The 16,846-nt window shown below is 38.5% G+C and carries 16 protein-coding genes; 10 read left to right on the top strand and 6 right to left on the bottom strand.

Annotated features, from left to right (window positions below; genetic code table 11):
• Nucleotides 1–11 precede the first annotated feature (11 nt).
• The 5 genes from ACHABU_RS09895 (at nt 12) to cysC (ending at nt 5,120) form a co-directional block, all read left to right on the top strand.
• A complete protein-coding gene (locus ACHABU_RS09895) occupies nt 12–740 on the top strand; it encodes a sirohydrochlorin chelatase (RefSeq protein ID WP_435764670.1) in 729 nt (242 codons plus the stop codon).
• Between the two features lie 51 nt (nt 741–791).
• Entirely contained in the window at nt 792–1,421 is a 630-nt protein-coding gene (locus tag ACHABU_RS09890) for an NAD(P)-binding protein (RefSeq protein ID WP_435764669.1), read from the top strand.
• Nucleotides 1,422–1,447: 26 nt separating this feature from the next.
• Nucleotides 1,448–2,626: a sulfate adenylyltransferase gene (gene sat, locus ACHABU_RS09885; RefSeq protein ID WP_435764668.1), complete on the top strand. Its 1,179-nt coding sequence runs from the start codon at nt 1,448–1,450 to the stop codon at nt 2,624–2,626.
• Between the two features lie 93 nt (nt 2,627–2,719).
• Nucleotides 2,720–4,498, top strand: a complete 1,779-nt coding sequence (locus tag ACHABU_RS09880) for an SLC13 family permease (RefSeq protein WP_435764667.1) — start codon at nt 2,720–2,722, stop codon at nt 4,496–4,498.
• A gap of 10 nt (nt 4,499–4,508) precedes the next feature.
• A complete protein-coding gene (cysC, locus tag ACHABU_RS09875) occupies nt 4,509–5,120 on the top strand; it encodes an adenylyl-sulfate kinase (protein ID WP_435764666.1) in 612 nt (203 codons plus the stop codon).
• 61 nt (nt 5,121–5,181) lie between these two features.
• Here the strand turns inward: cysC and ACHABU_RS09870 are convergent, their stop codons facing one another.
• Complete coding sequence (locus ACHABU_RS09870) at nt 5,182–6,549, bottom strand: FAD-binding oxidoreductase (RefSeq protein ID WP_435764821.1); 1,368 nt, start codon at nt 6,547–6,549, stop codon at nt 5,182–5,184.
• Between the two features lie 281 nt (nt 6,550–6,830).
• Between ACHABU_RS09870 and tatA the strand changes: the two genes are divergently transcribed.
• Nucleotides 6,831–7,052 (top strand): twin-arginine translocase TatA/TatE family subunit, encoded by a 222-nt coding sequence (gene tatA, locus ACHABU_RS09865; RefSeq protein ID WP_435764665.1) that lies wholly within the window; start codon nt 6,831–6,833, stop codon nt 7,050–7,052.
• 46 nt (nt 7,053–7,098) lie between these two features.
• Here tatA and ACHABU_RS09860 read toward each other — a convergent pair whose 3' ends face one another.
• The 4 genes from ACHABU_RS09860 to ACHABU_RS09845 all read right to left on the bottom strand — a co-directional run bounded on the left by ACHABU_RS09860 (nt 7,099) and on the right by ACHABU_RS09845 (nt 11,367).
• The gene (locus ACHABU_RS09860; RefSeq protein ID WP_435764664.1) at nt 7,099–8,793 is read right to left on the bottom strand and encodes a sensor domain-containing protein; all 1,695 of its coding nucleotides are present in this window, start codon (nt 8,791–8,793) and stop codon (nt 7,099–7,101) included.
• 190 nt (nt 8,794–8,983) lie between these two features.
• The gene (locus tag ACHABU_RS09855; RefSeq protein ID WP_435764663.1) at nt 8,984–9,652 is read right to left on the bottom strand and encodes a peptidylprolyl isomerase; all 669 of its coding nucleotides are present in this window, start codon (nt 9,650–9,652) and stop codon (nt 8,984–8,986) included.
• Nucleotides 9,653–9,768: 116 nt separating this feature from the next.
• Nucleotides 9,769–11,019 (bottom strand): DNA polymerase IV, encoded by a 1,251-nt coding sequence (locus ACHABU_RS09850; RefSeq protein WP_435764662.1) that lies wholly within the window; start codon nt 11,017–11,019, stop codon nt 9,769–9,771.
• Between the two features lie 228 nt (nt 11,020–11,247).
• Nucleotides 11,248–11,367, bottom strand: coding sequence for a YjcZ family sporulation protein (locus ACHABU_RS09845; RefSeq protein WP_435764661.1), 120 nt, complete (start codon nt 11,365–11,367; stop codon nt 11,248–11,250).
• A 183-nt stretch (nt 11,368–11,550) separates the two neighbouring features.
• Between ACHABU_RS09845 and dacB the strand changes: the two genes are divergently transcribed.
• The 4 genes from dacB (at nt 11,551) to ACHABU_RS09825 (ending at nt 15,587) form a co-directional block, all read left to right on the top strand.
• Nucleotides 11,551–12,912 carry a D-alanyl-D-alanine carboxypeptidase/D-alanyl-D-alanine endopeptidase gene (gene dacB / locus ACHABU_RS09840; RefSeq protein ID WP_435764660.1) on the top strand — a complete coding sequence of 454 codons (1,362 nt, stop codon included), beginning with the start codon at nt 11,551–11,553 and terminating at the stop codon, nt 12,910–12,912.
• Nucleotides 12,913–13,286: 374 nt separating this feature from the next.
• Nucleotides 13,287–13,904, top strand: coding sequence for a TetR/AcrR family transcriptional regulator (locus ACHABU_RS09835; protein WP_435764659.1), 618 nt, complete (start codon nt 13,287–13,289; stop codon nt 13,902–13,904).
• Between the two features lie 59 nt (nt 13,905–13,963).
• Nucleotides 13,964–14,374 carry a Spx/MgsR family RNA polymerase-binding regulatory protein gene (locus ACHABU_RS09830; RefSeq protein ID WP_435764658.1) on the top strand — a complete coding sequence of 137 codons (411 nt, stop codon included), beginning with the start codon at nt 13,964–13,966 and terminating at the stop codon, nt 14,372–14,374.
• Nucleotides 14,375–14,642: 268 nt separating this feature from the next.
• The gene (locus ACHABU_RS09825; RefSeq protein WP_435764657.1) at nt 14,643–15,587 is read left to right on the top strand and encodes an ATP-grasp domain-containing protein; all 945 of its coding nucleotides are present in this window, start codon (nt 14,643–14,645) and stop codon (nt 15,585–15,587) included.
• Between the two features lie 61 nt (nt 15,588–15,648).
• On the opposite strand, the gene metC is transcribed toward ACHABU_RS09825, so the two are convergent.
• Nucleotides 15,649–16,836, bottom strand: a complete 1,188-nt coding sequence (metC, locus tag ACHABU_RS09820; RefSeq protein ID WP_435764656.1) for a cystathionine beta-lyase — start codon at nt 16,834–16,836, stop codon at nt 15,649–15,651.
• Nucleotides 16,837–16,846 lie beyond the last annotated feature (10 nt).

Here is a 16,846-nt window from a genome sequence, read left to right as displayed (position 1 = left end):
GGGGAGAAGAGTTGCAAGGAATTCTATATGTTAGTCATGGAAGCCGCATAAGGGAAGCGACAACCGAGGCAATTGCCTGTATTACATCTGTAAAGGAACTGGTCAACGTTCCCCTCCAGGAGATTTGTTTTCTGGAACTTGCTGAGCCAGATGTCTCACAAGGTATTGACCGTCTGGTAAAGCAAGGAGCTACCAGGATATCCATTGTACCTGTCCTGCTACTAAGTGCAGGGCATTACTTCAAGGACATCCCTGAAGAAGTGAACCGTTCTAAACTGAAATATCCTGGAGTTACGTTCACCTATGGTCAACCACTAGGAGTACAGGATCGATTTACTACTATTTTGGGAGAACGAATTGAGGAGACTAATATTCCAATCAATCCAGATGCAAAAATACTGCTTGTTGGTCGTGGTAGCCGGAATCCTCAAACAAAGATAGATATCGAAAATGTAGCGAATAAATTACAAGCATTAATAAATATTCCGGTAGATAGTTGTTTTCTGGCTGCATGTGAGCCTTCTTTTGAACAAGGGATACATTCTTCTTTAAGAGAAAAGCGATCACAGGTTTTCATCGTACCTTATCTTTGGTTCACAGGGGTACTCATGCATTCTCTGGAAAATAAAGTAAATGAGTTGAATGAGACGGAAAAAGGTTTCGTCCTCTGCCGGCAACTTGGTGATCATCCTGCGATGAAAACTGCACTAAAAGAACGTGTCTATGAATCTATTAACTAACAATAAAAATCTAAGATAGAGTATTTTTTCTCAAGTAAAGGAATGTTCAATATGACAGCAGTACCTCTTATGGTTGAATTACGTGAACGAAATGTTGTTATTGTCGGAGGCGGTCATGTAGCGGAGCGAAGAATCCATTCTCTATTGCAGGGTGGAGCTTCCATAACCGTAATCAGTCCGGTGATCGAAGAAGGAATTCGTTTGCAATGGGAAAAAGGGAATTTAAAGTGGGAGAAAAAATATTTTGAATCCCATGATGTTGACGGAGCATTTCTAATCGTCGTCGCTACAAATGACTCGATTGTGAATCAATCTGTTATAGTGGCCTCACCTCCGAATTCCCTGATAAATGCTGTAGCAGAAGCAGACAAAGGAAATGTAGAATTTCCTTCCTTCTTTAGACGGGGTAAGTTAACTATTGGTATCTCAACCAACGGAGCAAGTCCACAGCTTTCTACCAAAATAAAAAGAGAGCTTCAAACTTTATATAGTGAGAAGTATGAAGATTATCTGGACTTTTTGTTTGAAAGTCGGCAACTTATTAAAAAATCTACTTTTGATAAAATGCATCAAAAGCTACTATTAAAAGAACTTCTTTCCGATAGCTTTCTAGATAAAAACAAACAGATGAAAGCAATGAATTGGTTCGGGAAATTGCCCAAAAACGAGATAATGGGATAACTATATTTATATGGAGGTTTTAAACGATGGCAGTGACTAAACAAAAGCAACCAGAAACGATCTTGCCACACGGTGGTAAGCTTGTAAATAGGGAATTAATTGGTGCACAGAAGCAATCCTATTTAAATAAATTCAATTCATTGCAATCTCTCCAATTAGATGCCTGGAGCTTATCTGATTTGGAACTGATTGCAATCGGTGGATTTAGCCCGTTAACTGGATTTATGGGGCAGGCAGATTATACACGTGTTATTGAAGAAACTCGCCTGGAAGATGGGACCATTTGGAGTATCCCCATTACGCTTCCAGTAACTGAGGATCAAGCAGATTCTTATGAAGTTGGTTCAACGATTGCACTTATTGGAGAAGATGATGTTTTCTATGGTGTACTTGAATTGGATGAAAAGTATACATATAACAAAGAAAAGGAAGCCAGTCTTGTATATGGTACAACTGACCCCGCTCATCCTGGTGTAAAGAAGCTTTATGAAAGAGGAGAAGTGTATCTGGCTGGACCGATTTATTTGTTGAATCGACCAAGTCATGGTAATTTTGAAGATTTTTATTTTGATCCATCTGAGACAAGGAAATTATTTGCTGATCTCGGATGGAAAACCGTTGTTGGTTTTCAGACACGCAATCCTGTCCACCGCGCCCATGAATATATTCAAAAGTGTGCACTCGAGTCCGTAGACGGATTATTGTTGAATCCATTGGTAGGCGAAACGAAGTCGGATGATATATCAGCTGAAATTCGAATGGAAAGCTATCAGGTTATTTTAAAGAACTATTATCCTGTAAATCGTACTCGGCTTGTCGTTTATCCTGCAGCAATGCGTTATGCTGGGCCGAAAGAGGCAATCCTGCACGCCATTGTCCGTAAAAATTATGGCTGCACACATTTTATTGTCGGCAGAGACCATGCAGGTGTAGGTGATTACTATGGCACCTATGAAGCACAGGAATTAATAACAGAATTTGAAGAAGAACTCGGTATTCAAATTTTCAAATTTGAGCATGCATTTTATTGTACAACATGCGAAAACATGGGTACGGAAAAAACATGCCCACATGGTAAAGAATCCCATGTTCATCTCAGTGGTACGAAAGTACGTGAAAAGCTTCGTAATGGAGAGGAACTTCCTAAAGAATTTTCCCGTCCGGAAGTTGCAGCAGTGCTTATTAAAGGAATGAAACAAAATTAACTAAAGGTGTAGTTCAAGAGGAAGGTAAAAGGACCAAGAAATTCGTTGGCCATTTTCACCGGAATTTTGAACAACCTCTAAAGGGTGTTTCCCATGTCAGTTGAAACGATATTTGTTCTTGTCATGGTTGTAGCCATGTTTTGTGCACTGCTTTTTGAAATTGCCAGTCCTGCTTTCGTCGTTTTTTCTGTACTTATTATTTTTCTAATCACTGACATACTCAGTCCCCAAGAAGCGCTGAGTGGATTTTCCAATGAAGGAATGCTTACCATTGCTCTTCTTTTTATTGTGGCCGGAGCAGTGCAGAAAAGCGGTATTATTGAAAACATGATGAAAGCCTGGCTCGCTGGCAGTAGCAGTTTACTAGGTTCGATGATTCGCTTTTTTGTACCTGTCTCATTGCTTTCTGGATTTTTAAATAATACACCAATCGTTGTTACCTTTACACCAATGCTCAAAAGGTGGTGCGAGGAGAGAGGGATTGCTCCTTCAAAGTTTTTAATTCCGCTCTCCTATGCCACCATTCTTGGTGGAACGATTACCGTTATAGGGACATCTACAAATTTAGTCGTCCATGGTATGTTAGTTGATTATGGTTATGAGGGATTTTCGTTATTCGAGCTGGCAATCGTTGGGATACCGATAACGATAGTCGGTCTCCTCTATATTTTTACGATAGGTTATAAATTACTGCCGGAACATAAGGGTTTTCAGCAACAGGTAAAAGAGGATTCGAGGGAATACATTGCAGAGTTAGTTGTTGAAGCAACTTTTCCATATATAAATCAGAGTGTCAAGCAAGCTGGGTTAAGAGAACTTAAAGGCTTATATCTGATTGAAATTATCCGTGGAAAGGAACGTATCTCACCTGTACGATCAACAACGACTATCCAAGCAGCTGATCGATTGATTTTTACCGGGTTAATTTCTACACTAACAGATGTTCAAATGACGAAAGGGTTAACATTAAGAACGGGTACTCATTTGGATATTGATGAATTAAAAAATGGCAATACAGAGATTGTGGAAGCGGTTATCTCGCATCAATCTTCCTTACAATCAAAGTCGATTAAACAATCAAAATTCCGATCGAGATATGATGCTGGTGTAATTGCAGTCCACCGTAAAAACGAACGAATTGCAAGCAAAATTGGTGATATCGTTTTAAAACCAGGTGATTCTTTACTGTTGCTGGCTGGTACAGATTTTGTGGAAAAATTTAATCAATCCAATGATTTCTATGTTCTCACACCCCTGCCTACACCTGAGTCACTAAAGCGCAATACTAAAAAAGGAAAGCTTTCCATTATTATATTTATTGGCATGATTTTGATGGTCACTTTTGGTGTATTAAGTATGTTAAAAGGTATGGCAATGGCTGTCGTGCTGTTACTTTTAACGAGAATAATCACAGCTGAAGAAGCTAAGCGATATATCCATTTTGATGTATTGCTGTTAATTTCCTGTTCCTTTGGTATCGGGCTTGCTATGTCGAAAACAGGTCTGGCAGGGTGGATTGCAGAGGGATTATTAGCTGTTGGCAAGCCATTGGGATTATTTGCAATTCTATTATTGATCTATGTATTAACAAATATTTTCACAGAATTAATTACGAACAGTGCTGCTGCTATATTAATGATTCCAATCGGGTTAGAAATGGCAGAGAGTCTGCAACTGGATCCAATAGGTTTTGCTGTTACAATTGCAATTGCTTCCTCAGCGAGTTTCATCACACCAATTGGCTACCAAACCAATCTTATTGTATATGGTCCAGGAGGATACAAGTTTACTGATTATATTAAAATAGGAACGCCACTCAGTGTAATCGTAATGGCTATCACTGTCACAATTGTTTACTTTTGGTGGTTTTAGGAGGATAAATATGAGTCAATCTACAAATATTGTATGGCATGAATCCCATGTTACAAAAGAAGAAAGAGTAAACTTGAATCAACATAAAAGTGCTGTTTTATGGTTTACGGGTTTATCAGGTTCCGGAAAATCCACTTTATCTGTAGCATTGGAGAAAGAGCTTCACGCTCTGGGAATACATACGTATCGTTTGGATGGCGATAATGTACGCCATGGATTGAACAAAAATTTAGGCTTTAGCCCGGAAGATCGCACAGAAAATATTCGTCGCATAGGAGAGGTAGCAAATTTAATGGTTGATGCTGGATTACTGACATTAACCGCTTTTATCTCACCTTACCGTACAGATCGCGATAATGTGCGAGCGTTGCTTAATGAGAATGAATTTCTTGAAATTTACGTAAAATGCAGTCTAGAAGCATGTGAGACTCGTGATCCTAAAGGTCTGTACAAAAAAGCTCGTGCTGGTGAAATTAAAAGTTTTACCGGGATTGATGCACCTTATGAAGAGCCCAATCATCCGGAAATTACAGTAGACACGGAAAATCAATCGTTAGAAGAATCGGTTCAAGTAATCGTTAATTATTTAAAAGAGAACCAGTATATTGATGCAGGGAAATAAATGCAAAAACACCTCCAACTATTTAGTCTTGGAGGTGTTTTTTATTTTCGGATCGTTATATTCAGCTATTTTTATTATTTAAAAGTTTATTCGGGTTAAGAATAGCGTTTGGATCAAGCACCTGTTTAATCTTACGCATCACTTCCAGTGCCTCACCGTGTTCTTTCTCTTGATATTTCTGCTTTCCAAAACCTACCCCATGCTCACCGGTACATGTACCACCACGAGCTAATGCATATTCTACGATTTGTTCATTTAATTTCTCGGACTTCTGTATTTCTTCTGGATTATTCATATCAATCATAAGAATGATATGGTAATTACCATCACCTACATGACCGGTTATTCCTCCCGGGAGTCCGAGTTGATTAATTATTACTCTTGCATGGCGGATTGCACCTGCCAATTCAGAGATTGGCACACATACATCTGTTACCATCATTTTTCTGCCTGGATAACTGTGAATATAGGCATATGCCAGGTTATGTCTTGCATCCCAGAGTTGGTTACGGGCAGCGGTATCTGTTTCAAACTGAATGTCCAGGCAGTTAAAGTCCTTAAAAATCTCCTGTGTAAATGCAACATCCTGATTCAATCCTGCTTCATTTCCGTGAAATTCAAGGAACAGGGTTGGAACTTCTTCATAAGTTGACTCACTGAAATGATTGACTTGTTTTACAGAAGTTTCATCCACAATTTCTATTCTTCCAATTGGAATACCTGCCTGTAATACTGCTACAACAGCTTCAACTGCATCATCTACCGTTTTAAATGTAGCTCTCGCTGCTGAGATAAATTCCGGAATTCCGAATATCTTCAACGTCAATTCAGTAATACATCCAAGTGTACCTTCTGATCCGACAAAAATGCCATTTAAATGATAACCGGAAGATGTCTTCGCTGCTAATGTGCCAGTATGAATTGTTGTGCCATCTGCCAGAACAACTTCCATATCGCGGACATTATCCCGCATTGTTCCGTATTTTACGGAAAGTGTACCACTTGCATTGGTGGCTGCCATCCCGCCAAGCGTAGCATCTGCACCGGGATCGACTGGGAAGAAGAGTCCATATTTACTCAACTCTTTATTCAATTGTGTTCGGGTCACACCTGGTTCGATCTTAACGAGAAAGTCCTTTTCTTTAATTTCAATAATCTTATTCATCAATGAAAAATCTATCGTTATTCCCCGGTCATACGGGATGATATGACCTTCCAGGCTTGTACCCATCCCGAAAGGCTGAACCGGAACTTTATGTTCATTCGCAAACTTTAAAATTGCACTGACTTGCTCGGAAGTTTCGGGATAAACAACTACATCCGGCTTACTTGGTATGTGATAGGATTCATCTTTACTATGTAAATCCAATATCGTTTCATTGGTACTAATTTGACGATCATTCAGTATTTTACGCAATTCGGAAATCATATTTGAAACGGCTCGATCCATCCATATCTCCCCTTCATTTCAATAATTTAAACTATTAAAACTATTTATTTTACAGATGTAGTATATAGGAATTTAGGGTTAAAGTCTATGGAATATTAATTGTGTGACCTTTGTACTTGTAAATTCTGAAGTTATAATTAGAGAACAAGATGAGATGATAGAATTTCTGAAGATGGTGTTAGTTGTAAAAAATAACCCAAAATACTTAAAATCTCTCTTAAAGTAGAGTATAATGAATTAAAGCTTGGAGGTGACACCTTATGGGTTTTGCAAATATAGGAATTCCTGGTTTAATACTTATCGTAATTTTGGCTTTAATCATTTTCGGACCAAAGAAATTGCCTGAGATTGGTAAAGCAGCTGGACAGACGCTTCGTGAGTTTAAGACTTCTGCTAATAATTTGATGGATGATAATGAGACTTCAGATGCGGATAAAGAGAAAACCAAAAAGGATTCAGATAAAGAGCCAAAAAAAGCATAAAACAAACACCTGAGTCAGTTCAATCTGATTCAGGTGTCTTTTTTAGTTATCCCAATTCATTGAACAGATCCATCATTTGACTGTTCGTGATTGGTTTGCTGAAATAATATCCTTGTCCTTCATGACATTTTTGATTTACAAGGTATTTCAGTTGAGCTTCGCTTTCGATTCCTTCTGCGATTACTCGGAAATTCAGATTTTTCCCCATATTGATAATTGTATTCGCGATAATTTCCCCGTCTCTGTCAAGGTCATCAATGAATGACTTATCAATTTTAAGTGTATCAATCGGCAGCTGTTTTAAGTAGCTTAATGAGGAATACCCCGTCCCGAAATCGTCAATGGAAACTTTAATACCTAAATCTTTCAGTTCACGAATTGTTTTGGAAGAGTTCTCTATATCGAGAATGGTTCCTTCTGTTATTTCAATTTCCAAATAAGATGCATCCAGCATCGTTTCATTTAAAATTTCTTTCAAATCAAGAATGAAATTTCGGTCTTTGAATTGAATCGGGGATACATTCACACAAATTCGCTGCATTAATTTCCCTTTTTCCTGCCAGAATTTCATTTGGCTGCATACGGTAGCCATAATCCATTTTCCAATGGGAATTATTAAGCTATTTGCCTCTAAAACAGGGATGAATTCACTTGGTCCGACGAATCCCAATTTGCGATTATTCCAGCGGATTAGTGCTTCAGCACCAACGATCTTATTATTTTTTAGATTAACGATTGGTTGATAAACAACCGTAAATTCGTTTCTAAGAAGCGCTTGTTTAATTTCTAAATCGATTTGATAATTTCTTTCAAGCACAATGTTTTGATGGGCTGTATTGAAGCAGTACTGATTCCCGCCATGCCTTTTGGCGTGATACATGGCGGTGTCGGCATTTTTAATTAATTTATCCACGAAATCTACTCTTGAACCTTCAGTAGGAACAATAGCTCTACTTATACCTATACTTGCTGTAGTAAATAGTTGCGTTTCGCCAACTTGGTAAGGCAAACTTAGCTGCTGCAATATGTTATCAGCAATCTGTTCAATCGCCTCTTCACAATCATCATTTCTCAAGATGATAATGAATTCATCGCCACCTTGTCGAGAAATGAAGTCTGATTCACGTAGGCAAGCTCTTAAGCGATCTGCAACAGCTGTGAGTACGATATCTCCTGTAGCATGTCCAAAGTTATCATTAATTGATTTAAATCGGTCCAAGTCAAGAAACAATGCTGTTGCGGTTTCATTTGGTTCTTTTTGTTGGTTATCTACCCATTTACTGAATTGATTTCTGTTTGGCAGTTTCGTTAGTGGGTCTGTGTATGCCATTACTTCGATATACGCTTCATATTTTTTTCGTGTCGTAATATTATAGCGGATTGCAATATACTGGTATGGTTTACCATCCGCATTCAAGAATGGGACAATGGTGGTATCCACCCAATAATAATCGCCATCTTTAGCTTTATTTTTAATTTCACCACGCCACACATTGCCAGTACCTATCGTTTTCCACATGTCTTTAAAGAAAGACTTTGGATGAAACCCGGAGTTGACGATGCTTTGGTTGCTTCCAATTAGTTCTTCAAGGGTGTATTTTGAGATTTCGCAAAATTTATCATTTGCATGCTGAATAATCCCTTTACTGTCCGTTATTGCAACAATAGATGACGCATCCAGGGCAAATTCGATATCCTTCAGTTTTTGATGTGCCTCGTCTAACTTAGTTGTATAGCTCATTGGATTTACCTCTCTCACATACATATGACCTGCTTATATTGTACTAGATTTCTATTATACTATTTGTGACAAATATCGCAATATAATACAAAATTTTATACTAATATAAACGAACGCACTGTTGATGCCGGAAAATAAGAGGGGCAGCTGGAAAACAATAAGTTTCTCAGCTGCCCTTACTATATAATGTTTAGTTATTGATCTTCTCAGGTTCTGGATAGTCGTATCCTTTTGTGTCTACTTCCACGGTCTTCATTGTTTGATCTTCCAGCGGTTTATCTGATGCGTCCCGTTCCCCGGCAACAATGGCATCGACTACATCCATTCCTTCTGTAACTTGTCCAAAAGCAGCGTATTCTCCATCAAGATGTGGGGAATCCTCTGCCATAATAAAGAATTGGGACCCAGCTGAATCGGGCTGATTGGATCTTGCCATAGAAAGAACACCACGTTCATGTACGAGCTCATTTTTAAAGTCATTCGAACTGAATTCTCCTGGGATGGAATAACCAGGTCCGCCAGTGCCATCTCCACTCGGGTCTCCACCTTGAATCATAAAGCCTGGAATTACTCGGTGAAAATTCAATCCATCATAATAGCCATCTTCTGTTAAGGAAATAAAGTTAGCTACTGTATTTGGAGCAATGTCCGGGTACAGCTCTATCATGATTGTCTCATCATTTTCCATTGCTATGGTGACAGTTGGATTTTCTTCTACTTCCGGGTATTCTGTTTCCTCACCAGATGGTTCACCGGAATCGTCTGCTGTTTCATTTTCGGACTGATTTCCACAAGCAGCTAAAAATAAACAGAATAGTATGGATGCGAAAATAAGTATACCTTGTTTTGTCTTTCTCATCATAAACCCCCTCATTTGTCAGTGATGAATATAGTATAGCATGTAAACGATTCCTGTTAACACATGAAAAAGCTCTGGGCGATTCCGGGCCTTTTGGTCGATATCCTTCTTTTTTCTCACGCATAATGACCACCAATCTTCTTACTCCGATCCAATGTAACGCCTGCATCGGTATAGCTGGACGCACGGAGAATTGCAGTGGATCCATATTTATCACGAATCGCATCCATGACATAGCCGATATCGTTTTTCTTTGTGCGGTCTTCAAATAAATCAAGCTGGGTTTCCCCTTTTTCCACTAATTTGGTCAGGGTGACATATACATGCCGTATGTTGCTTTTTCCGTCATAAAATTCGTTGAATAATTCCATACATACATGATAGACGTCCATGGTCACGTTTGTAGGGATCTCAATGGATTTGGAACGGGAAAATCCGCCACCGGTTTCTTTCGAATAGGAAATGCCAAGATGAATGGTTCTACCTGTTTTATGTGCTGTTCGAGCTCTGCGGCATACTTCTTCACAAAGATCGAGAATACAATAGGCAACTTCATCTTCGGTGTAGTCACGAAGCAGAGCAATTCCATGGCCATAACCTTTTTGCTCCTGCTTTGTGAAGTTACCGAAAACAGGGCTTAAATCAATCCCCCATGCATGCCAATATAATTGTTCCCCCATAATTCCGTACCGCTTTTTCAAATGTTCTAGATTATAATTTGCAAGCTGGCCAAGGGTGACAATTCCCATGCGGTTCAGGTTGCGTTTCATTCTCCCGCCGATGCCCCAGATGTCTTCGATGGGAAACGGCCAAAGTTTTCCCTCCACATCTTCATAAGTGCATTCGGCAATCCCAACCTTTTTAGCGTGCAGATCCATCACGACTTTTGCCAGAAATTTATTATCCCCAATCCCGACCGAAGAAGTAATCCCAAAGTTTTCTAAAATATCGCTTTTGATTTTAGTTGCAACTTCAAAGCGGTTTCCAAAAAGTTTCTGAAGACCATTTACCGTTACCCATACTTCATCAACGGAGTATTGATGAATCGCTTCCTTAGGTACATATTGATTGATAAGTTTCGTTATTTCCACGGAAACATGAAGATAATCGGCCATATGGGCGGGGACGATATGGATATCCGGGTCGTCCGGCAATTCAAAAAAACGACTGACATTGCTAATGCCATACTTTTGTTTTAATTGCGGAGAGGCCGCGAGTACAATGCTCCCTGATCTATTTGGATCGCCTACTACTGCCAGCAAGGTTTTCATAGGATCCAGGCCCAGCTTTACTGCCTCCACACTTGCATAAAATGAACGCATGTCGATACAAAGTACATCATTACGAGGATAAGAAGAATAATCCAAATCAATACACCCCTCTATTAAGAACGTTTGTTCCTATTATATGCAGTTTTGTAGAAAATATCAATTGGAAATTTAATGCAGGTTAAGCAGAAGCAGCCAACCATTTGAATTACTATTCAATAAAAATAAGCTGCCCAAGTCTGGACAGCTTTTAAGGATGCCATATGCATCCTTAAAAATTCCGTTTATTAGTGAGAGGAGGAAAGCTGATAAAGTCAGACATCCATCTTAATAGGATTTTCCAAAGGAAGTTCCTACAATAATTAATAAGATGAATAGAACGACAATCAGAGCAAAACTGTTATCGAATTTTTTGCCGCCGTATTGGCCACCAACATAGTCACCCATAAATTTCACCTCCCATATTCGTATACACACAGTATATGGAGATGGATATAAATAGGAAGGGCATTAAAACTAAAGTTGAAAAAAAGAATTTAAATCTTTGTAGTCAAAGGAATTCGAATAAAGGATGTAGAATGATGTAAAAGGCTTTTAAAAAAACGGTGCACTCAGCAGGGAGGAAAAGCAATGATGAAGAATGCGATTAAATATTACATAGAAAATGATGAAAAACTAAAAGGCGGATTAATTGGAATGAGTATTCGATCAGCAACAACTGGGGAAGTATTGTACGAATATAACAGTTACATTCGTCTTCATCCAGCTTCTAATATGAAGCTCTTAACTGGTGCAGCTGCACTTAATGTGCTCGGTGCTGACTATAGATTCACTACGGAAATTAGAATGGATGGGGAAATAAACGGCAATACACTTGAAGGAAATCTTTATCTCATTGGAAAAGGGGACCCAACGTTACAACTGAAAGATTTCGAAGCATTTTCAGAAAAACTAAAAGCAAAGGGTATCGAAAAAATCACAGGTAACATTGTTGGAGATGACACGTGGTATGATGACGTTCGACTTTCCCGTGATTTAGTGTGGACAGACGAACAGTATTATTATGGAGCGCAGGTTTCTGCTTTGACGGCATCACCGAATGATGATTATGATACAGGTTCTGTCATGATCGAAGTGTGTCCTGCAAAGGTTGGAGAAAAGCCATCGCTTACTATATTGCCTAGCACCGATTACATAACAATCCGAAACGAAGCTGTAACGATCAATGAAAATGTTAAGGACGAGCTGGTTATCGAACGTGAACATGGAGGTAACCTAATAACAATTAAAGGCAACATTTCCGTTCACTCAGAACCAGTAAAGGAATGGATGGCAATATGGGGAGCAACTGAATATGCCATGAAGCTATTTGAACAATCTTTAGAAAAGCAGGGCATTACGTGGAATGGGTTCATAAAACAAGGTCAGGCTTCAGAACATGCAAAATTACTTTTATCATACAGTACAAAGCCGCTTGCTGAGTTGATGGTTCCATTCATGAAGTTAAGCAATAATGGGATCGGTGAAATTTTGGTTAAGGAAATGGGTAAAAAAAGGCATGGGGAGGGGAGCTGGGAAAAAGGACTAGACGTATTGAAAAACGAAATGACCCAATTTGGTATGAAAATGAAAAGTATCATAATCAAAGACGGATCCGGAATATCCCATAGCAATTTGATTCCGGCTAATGAAATTTCACATCTCTTATATGAAGTGCAAAAAAGCGACTGGTTTCCAGTATTTTTGCATGCACTCCCAATCGCCGGAGCAGAAGATCGAATGGTTGGCGGCACACTAAGGGATCGGATGAAAGGTCTTACAGTAAAAGCGAAGACAGGAACCATCGAAGGTGTGAGCACGTTATCAGGGTACATGGAAACAAAAAGTGGAGAAAAGTTGATTATTTCTCTCATGGTAAATAATCTGCTCGATGAAGATGCCGGGAAAGTGATTGAGGACGAAATTATAGAAATTGTAGCGAAGCAAGGTTGAAGCAAGGTTATTAGCAAAGATTACGAGTGAACATAACCCCTATTAGAAACCGAGGAGACATCGCAAAAGTAAATTGCGATGTCTCCTTTTTACAATTTGATTTACAGAATTGCTAGGAGTTATTAAATGTCTGTTTAATTTCTTTTTATGCAATAAACGTATTGGCCGATTCTATTCTTTAGCTACTTTCCTGTTTAGGTAATTCATTATTTTTTTTATGGTTTCCCATATTTATCCCACAATTAAATGCTAAGGTAAATATAGTGAAGTGACACAATGTCATCATATTCTTTGACAAGTGACACGGCGTCTCTTATTATATAATTATAAATATATGACATCATGTCACTTCATGAGAGGTTGGAGGAAGACCATTGCCGAAACAAACATTTTTTAACCTTCCTGATCATAAAAGAAAAACATTATTGGAAGCAGCTGAAAAAGAGTTTGCAAGAGTACCATTATCTCAAGCATCCATTGCCAATATTATTAAATCAGCTGAAATTCCAAGAGGAAGTTTTTATCAGTATTTTGAAAACAAAGAGGATCTTTATTACTTTTTATTGAGCGAAGAGACAAAAGAGAGAAAAAATAATTTTATATCCTTATTAAAAAAGCATAATGGAGATATTATTGAAGCGACAATTGAAATGTACTATGACTTTCTTGTACAAATGCCGGATGAGGAAGAACATAAATTTTTAAAAAATGCAATGTTAAATGTAACACATAAAGTTGAAAATACCTTTACGGATGTATTCGATACTGCTCATGGCGCGGAGCATCTAAATGAAATGAAGGAACTGGTTAATAAGGACCGTTTAAATATTAAAGAAGACAAAGATTTATTTCATATTATGCAAATTATTACAGCGGTAGCTTTTCGCAATTTCGTTGAAAAGTTCTCTAAGGAATTATCCGATGAGGAGGCTATTGAAAACTTTAATATTGAGATGAATCTATTAAAACATGGACTTTACAAACGAGAATGAATTCTAAATGAAGCAAAGAAAATTAAAGTGCAAAAATATGAAACGAAGGAGCAGGATATATGATTGCTACAATATATGGAGCAGCATGTTCATCAACTAGGAAAGCAAGACAATGGTTTGCAAAGAATGAGATTCCTTATGTAGAACGGAATATTCTACGAGATCCATTAACCGTAAGTGAACTCCAGGGGATTCTTCGTATGACAGTCGAGGGTACAGACGAAATTATTTCGACCCGATCAAAGATTTATAAAGATCTTAATTTGAATTTGGATGATCTTTCGTTGCAGGTATTGCTTGAAATCATTCATAATTACCCAAGATTACTTAGAAGTCCAATTATTATTGATGAAAAGAGACTTCAGGTTGGGTATCATGAAGACGATATACGTCAATTTCTCCCAAGAAAAACACGTGAATATCAATGGCTAAAATGGCGGGTGAATAACCTTAGATTGATTGAAGGCTAATTTGATATTTTCTATATTAGTTAGCAGCACGTCCGGCAATACATGCCTACAAGTTATTGCTGGACGTGAATTTAGAGTTTTAAAGTGCCTTTCATAAATACAAAATCTATAAATTCAGGAGCAACCTCTTTTTCCCCACAACTATTCATCCCTGCTATTTTGGCGCAGTTTCTGCATTACTTATCAAACACGGTTTTCGGTGCAGTACTATACTATAAACTATATCACCTAATATATATTGAATTACTTGGTTTTAATTGATTAAAAGTTGAGTAAAATATATGTAATTCACGAAAATAATGAATGGACAGAGCATTTAAATAATAGACTGGAAGAATTAGGACTACCGTATGAAGATTGGCTGCTTGAAAATGGAATGGTTGACCTTACATCTGTACCACCGGAAGGAATTTTCTATAACCGAATGAGTGCATCATCACATACACGTGGCCACCGTTTCTCTCCGGAATTAACAAGCGCAATACTCTCTTGGTTGGAACATCATGGGAGAACGGTCATCAATGGCAGTCGTGCTCTTCAGTTGGAAGTAAGCAAAGTATTGCAGTATTTAGAACTTGAGAAATATGGAATTAAAACGCCGAAAACGGTAGCAGCAGTCGGTAAAGGTGAAATATTAAAGGCAGCTAAAGGATTTGAAGGAAAGAAATTTATTACAAAGCATAATCGTGCAGGGAAAGGACTTGGAGTTCAGCTTTTCGATTCATTGGAAGCATTGCGGAACTATGTAGAGGGACCAACTTTCGAGGAGCCTGTAGACGGAATCACTCTAATCCAGGAATATATCGAATCACCGGAATCATTCATTACACGTTGTGAATTCGTTGGTGGAAAATTTGTTTATGCTGTTCGAGTCGACACATCTGAGGGATTTGAACTATGTCCGGCAGACGCATGTAGAATCGATGACATGTTCTGCCCAGTTGGCGAAGAAGCATCAATACCGGATATGTTCGAAATCAGAGAAGGATTCACCCACCCAGTTTTGGAAAAATATGAGCAAATGCTTGCAGCCAACGATATTCAAATAGCCGGAATTGAATTTATCGAGGATAAAGACGGAAATATCTTTACGTACGATATTAATACAAACACAAACTATAATAGTGACGCTGAAGCAAAAAGCGGAAAATACGGTATGCTGGAAATAGCAAATTATTTAGGTGGAAGATTGCCTGAGGCCGCTGAAGTTTAATAGGAAAAGCCCTGACTTAGAAAGTCGGGGCTTTTTTAGGTAGTTCGGGTTTAATACGATATTAAGAAACGGTAACTCCAGCACTTGCTTCTTTTTCAGCAACTTTAAGTGCTTGGGCAAAATCTGCTATTAAATCATCAACATTCTCAAGACCTACAGAGAATCTAAGCAGTCCATCTGTGATTCCACGCAATTCGCGTTCTTCCTTAGGCATTGCAGCATGAGACATTGTAGCTGGATATGATAAAATTGATTCAACTGCACCAAGACTTACAGCAAAAACTGGAATACGGACATGATCAACAAATGCTTTGGCAGCAGCCTTATTTGGCAATCGGAAAGAAAGAACGGCTCCGCTACTTGTCGATTGCTCTTTATGCAGTTCGTATCCAGGATGGGAAGGAAGACCTGGATAATAGACTTCTTCAATAAAGGAATGCTTATTGAAGTATTCAGCAATACGCCCGGCAGAATTACTGGATTGATTCAACCTAGCGCCGAGTGTCTTAATCCCTTGAAGTAAGAGATACGAATCCTGTGCACCAAGAATGGATCCAAATGAATTTTGGATAAAAGCTAATTTTTCGCCGAGTTCTTGATTTCTTGTTACTGCCAATCCAGCAATCACATCACTATGTCCGGAAAGGAACTTAGTTGCACTATGCAACACAATATCTGCACCAAGATCAAGTGGATTCTGATAAAGTGGTGTCATAAATGTATTATCAACAAAAGTCAGACAGTTATTTGCTTTAGCAACTTTTATAAGTCCTGGTAAATCAGTAATGTTCATACAAGGATTGGAAGGGGTCTCCGCATAGATCACTTTTGTATTCGGTTTGATTGCACTTGACACTTCATTAAGATCCGTTAAATCCACAAACGTATGATCGATATTAAATCGTTTTAAAACTTCTGATACAAATCGGAAAGTTCCACCATACACATCTTTTGTCACTACTACATGGTCACCAGCAGATAAGAGTAATAGTGCGGACGAGATGGCAGCCATCCCAGAAGAGAATGCCAAGCCATGTGTTCCGCCTTCGAGTTCAGCGATTTTTTCCTCGAGCGCCTGGCGGGTAGGATTTCCAGATCTGCTGTAATCGAAGGGTCCAAATTCTTCAAAACTATTTTGATGGAAAGTGGAAGAAAGATAGATAGGAACATTCACCGCCCCTGTCTGTGTTTCTCCTCTTTGTGCGCCATGAATTAATTTTGTTTCTAAATGATTATTATGTTGACTCATTTTTAACATC

It is taken from the genome of Oceanobacillus sp. CF4.6 (assembly GCF_051262635.1).
Classification (GTDB): Bacteria; Bacillota; Bacilli; order Bacillales; family Amphibacillaceae; genus Oceanobacillus.
The sequence above is the reverse complement of the archived record's forward strand: the minus strand, read 5'-3'. Positions and strand labels throughout refer to the sequence as shown.

What these genes read in the sequence shown, in the direction of transcription:
- sat (WP_435764668.1), top strand. Translation starts at nt 1,448, where the DNA reads ATGGCAGTGACTAAACAAAAGCAACCAGAAACGATCTTGCCACACGGT.
- dacB (WP_435764660.1), top strand. Translation starts at nt 11,551, where the DNA reads ATGATGAAGAATGCGATTAAATATTACATAGAAAATGATGAAAAACTA.
- ACHABU_RS09880 (WP_435764667.1), top strand. Translation starts at nt 2,720, where the DNA reads ATGTCAGTTGAAACGATATTTGTTCTTGTCATGGTTGTAGCCATGTTT.
- ACHABU_RS09890 (WP_435764669.1), top strand. Translation starts at nt 792, where the DNA reads ATGACAGCAGTACCTCTTATGGTTGAATTACGTGAACGAAATGTTGTT.
- ACHABU_RS09845 (WP_435764661.1), bottom strand. Translation starts at nt 11,367, where the DNA reads ATGGGTGACTATGTTGGTGGCCAATACGGCGGCAAAAAATTCGATAAC.
- tatA (WP_435764665.1), top strand. Translation starts at nt 6,831, where the DNA reads ATGGGTTTTGCAAATATAGGAATTCCTGGTTTAATACTTATCGTAATT.
- ACHABU_RS09855 (WP_435764663.1), bottom strand. Translation starts at nt 9,652, where the DNA reads ATGAGAAAGACAAAACAAGGTATACTTATTTTCGCATCCATACTATTC.
- ACHABU_RS09860 (WP_435764664.1), bottom strand. Translation starts at nt 8,793, where the DNA reads ATGAGCTATACAACTAAGTTAGACGAGGCACATCAAAAACTGAAGGAT.
- cysC (WP_435764666.1), top strand. Translation starts at nt 4,509, where the DNA reads ATGAGTCAATCTACAAATATTGTATGGCATGAATCCCATGTTACAAAA.
- metC (WP_435764656.1), bottom strand. Translation starts at nt 16,836, where the DNA reads ATGAGTCAACATAATAATCATTTAGAAACAAAATTAATTCATGGCGCA.
- ACHABU_RS09830 (WP_435764658.1), top strand. Translation starts at nt 13,964, where the DNA reads ATGATTGCTACAATATATGGAGCAGCATGTTCATCAACTAGGAAAGCA.
- ACHABU_RS09870 (WP_435764821.1), bottom strand. Translation starts at nt 6,549, where the DNA reads ATGATTTCCGAATTGCGTAAAATACTGAATGATCGTCAAATTAGTACC.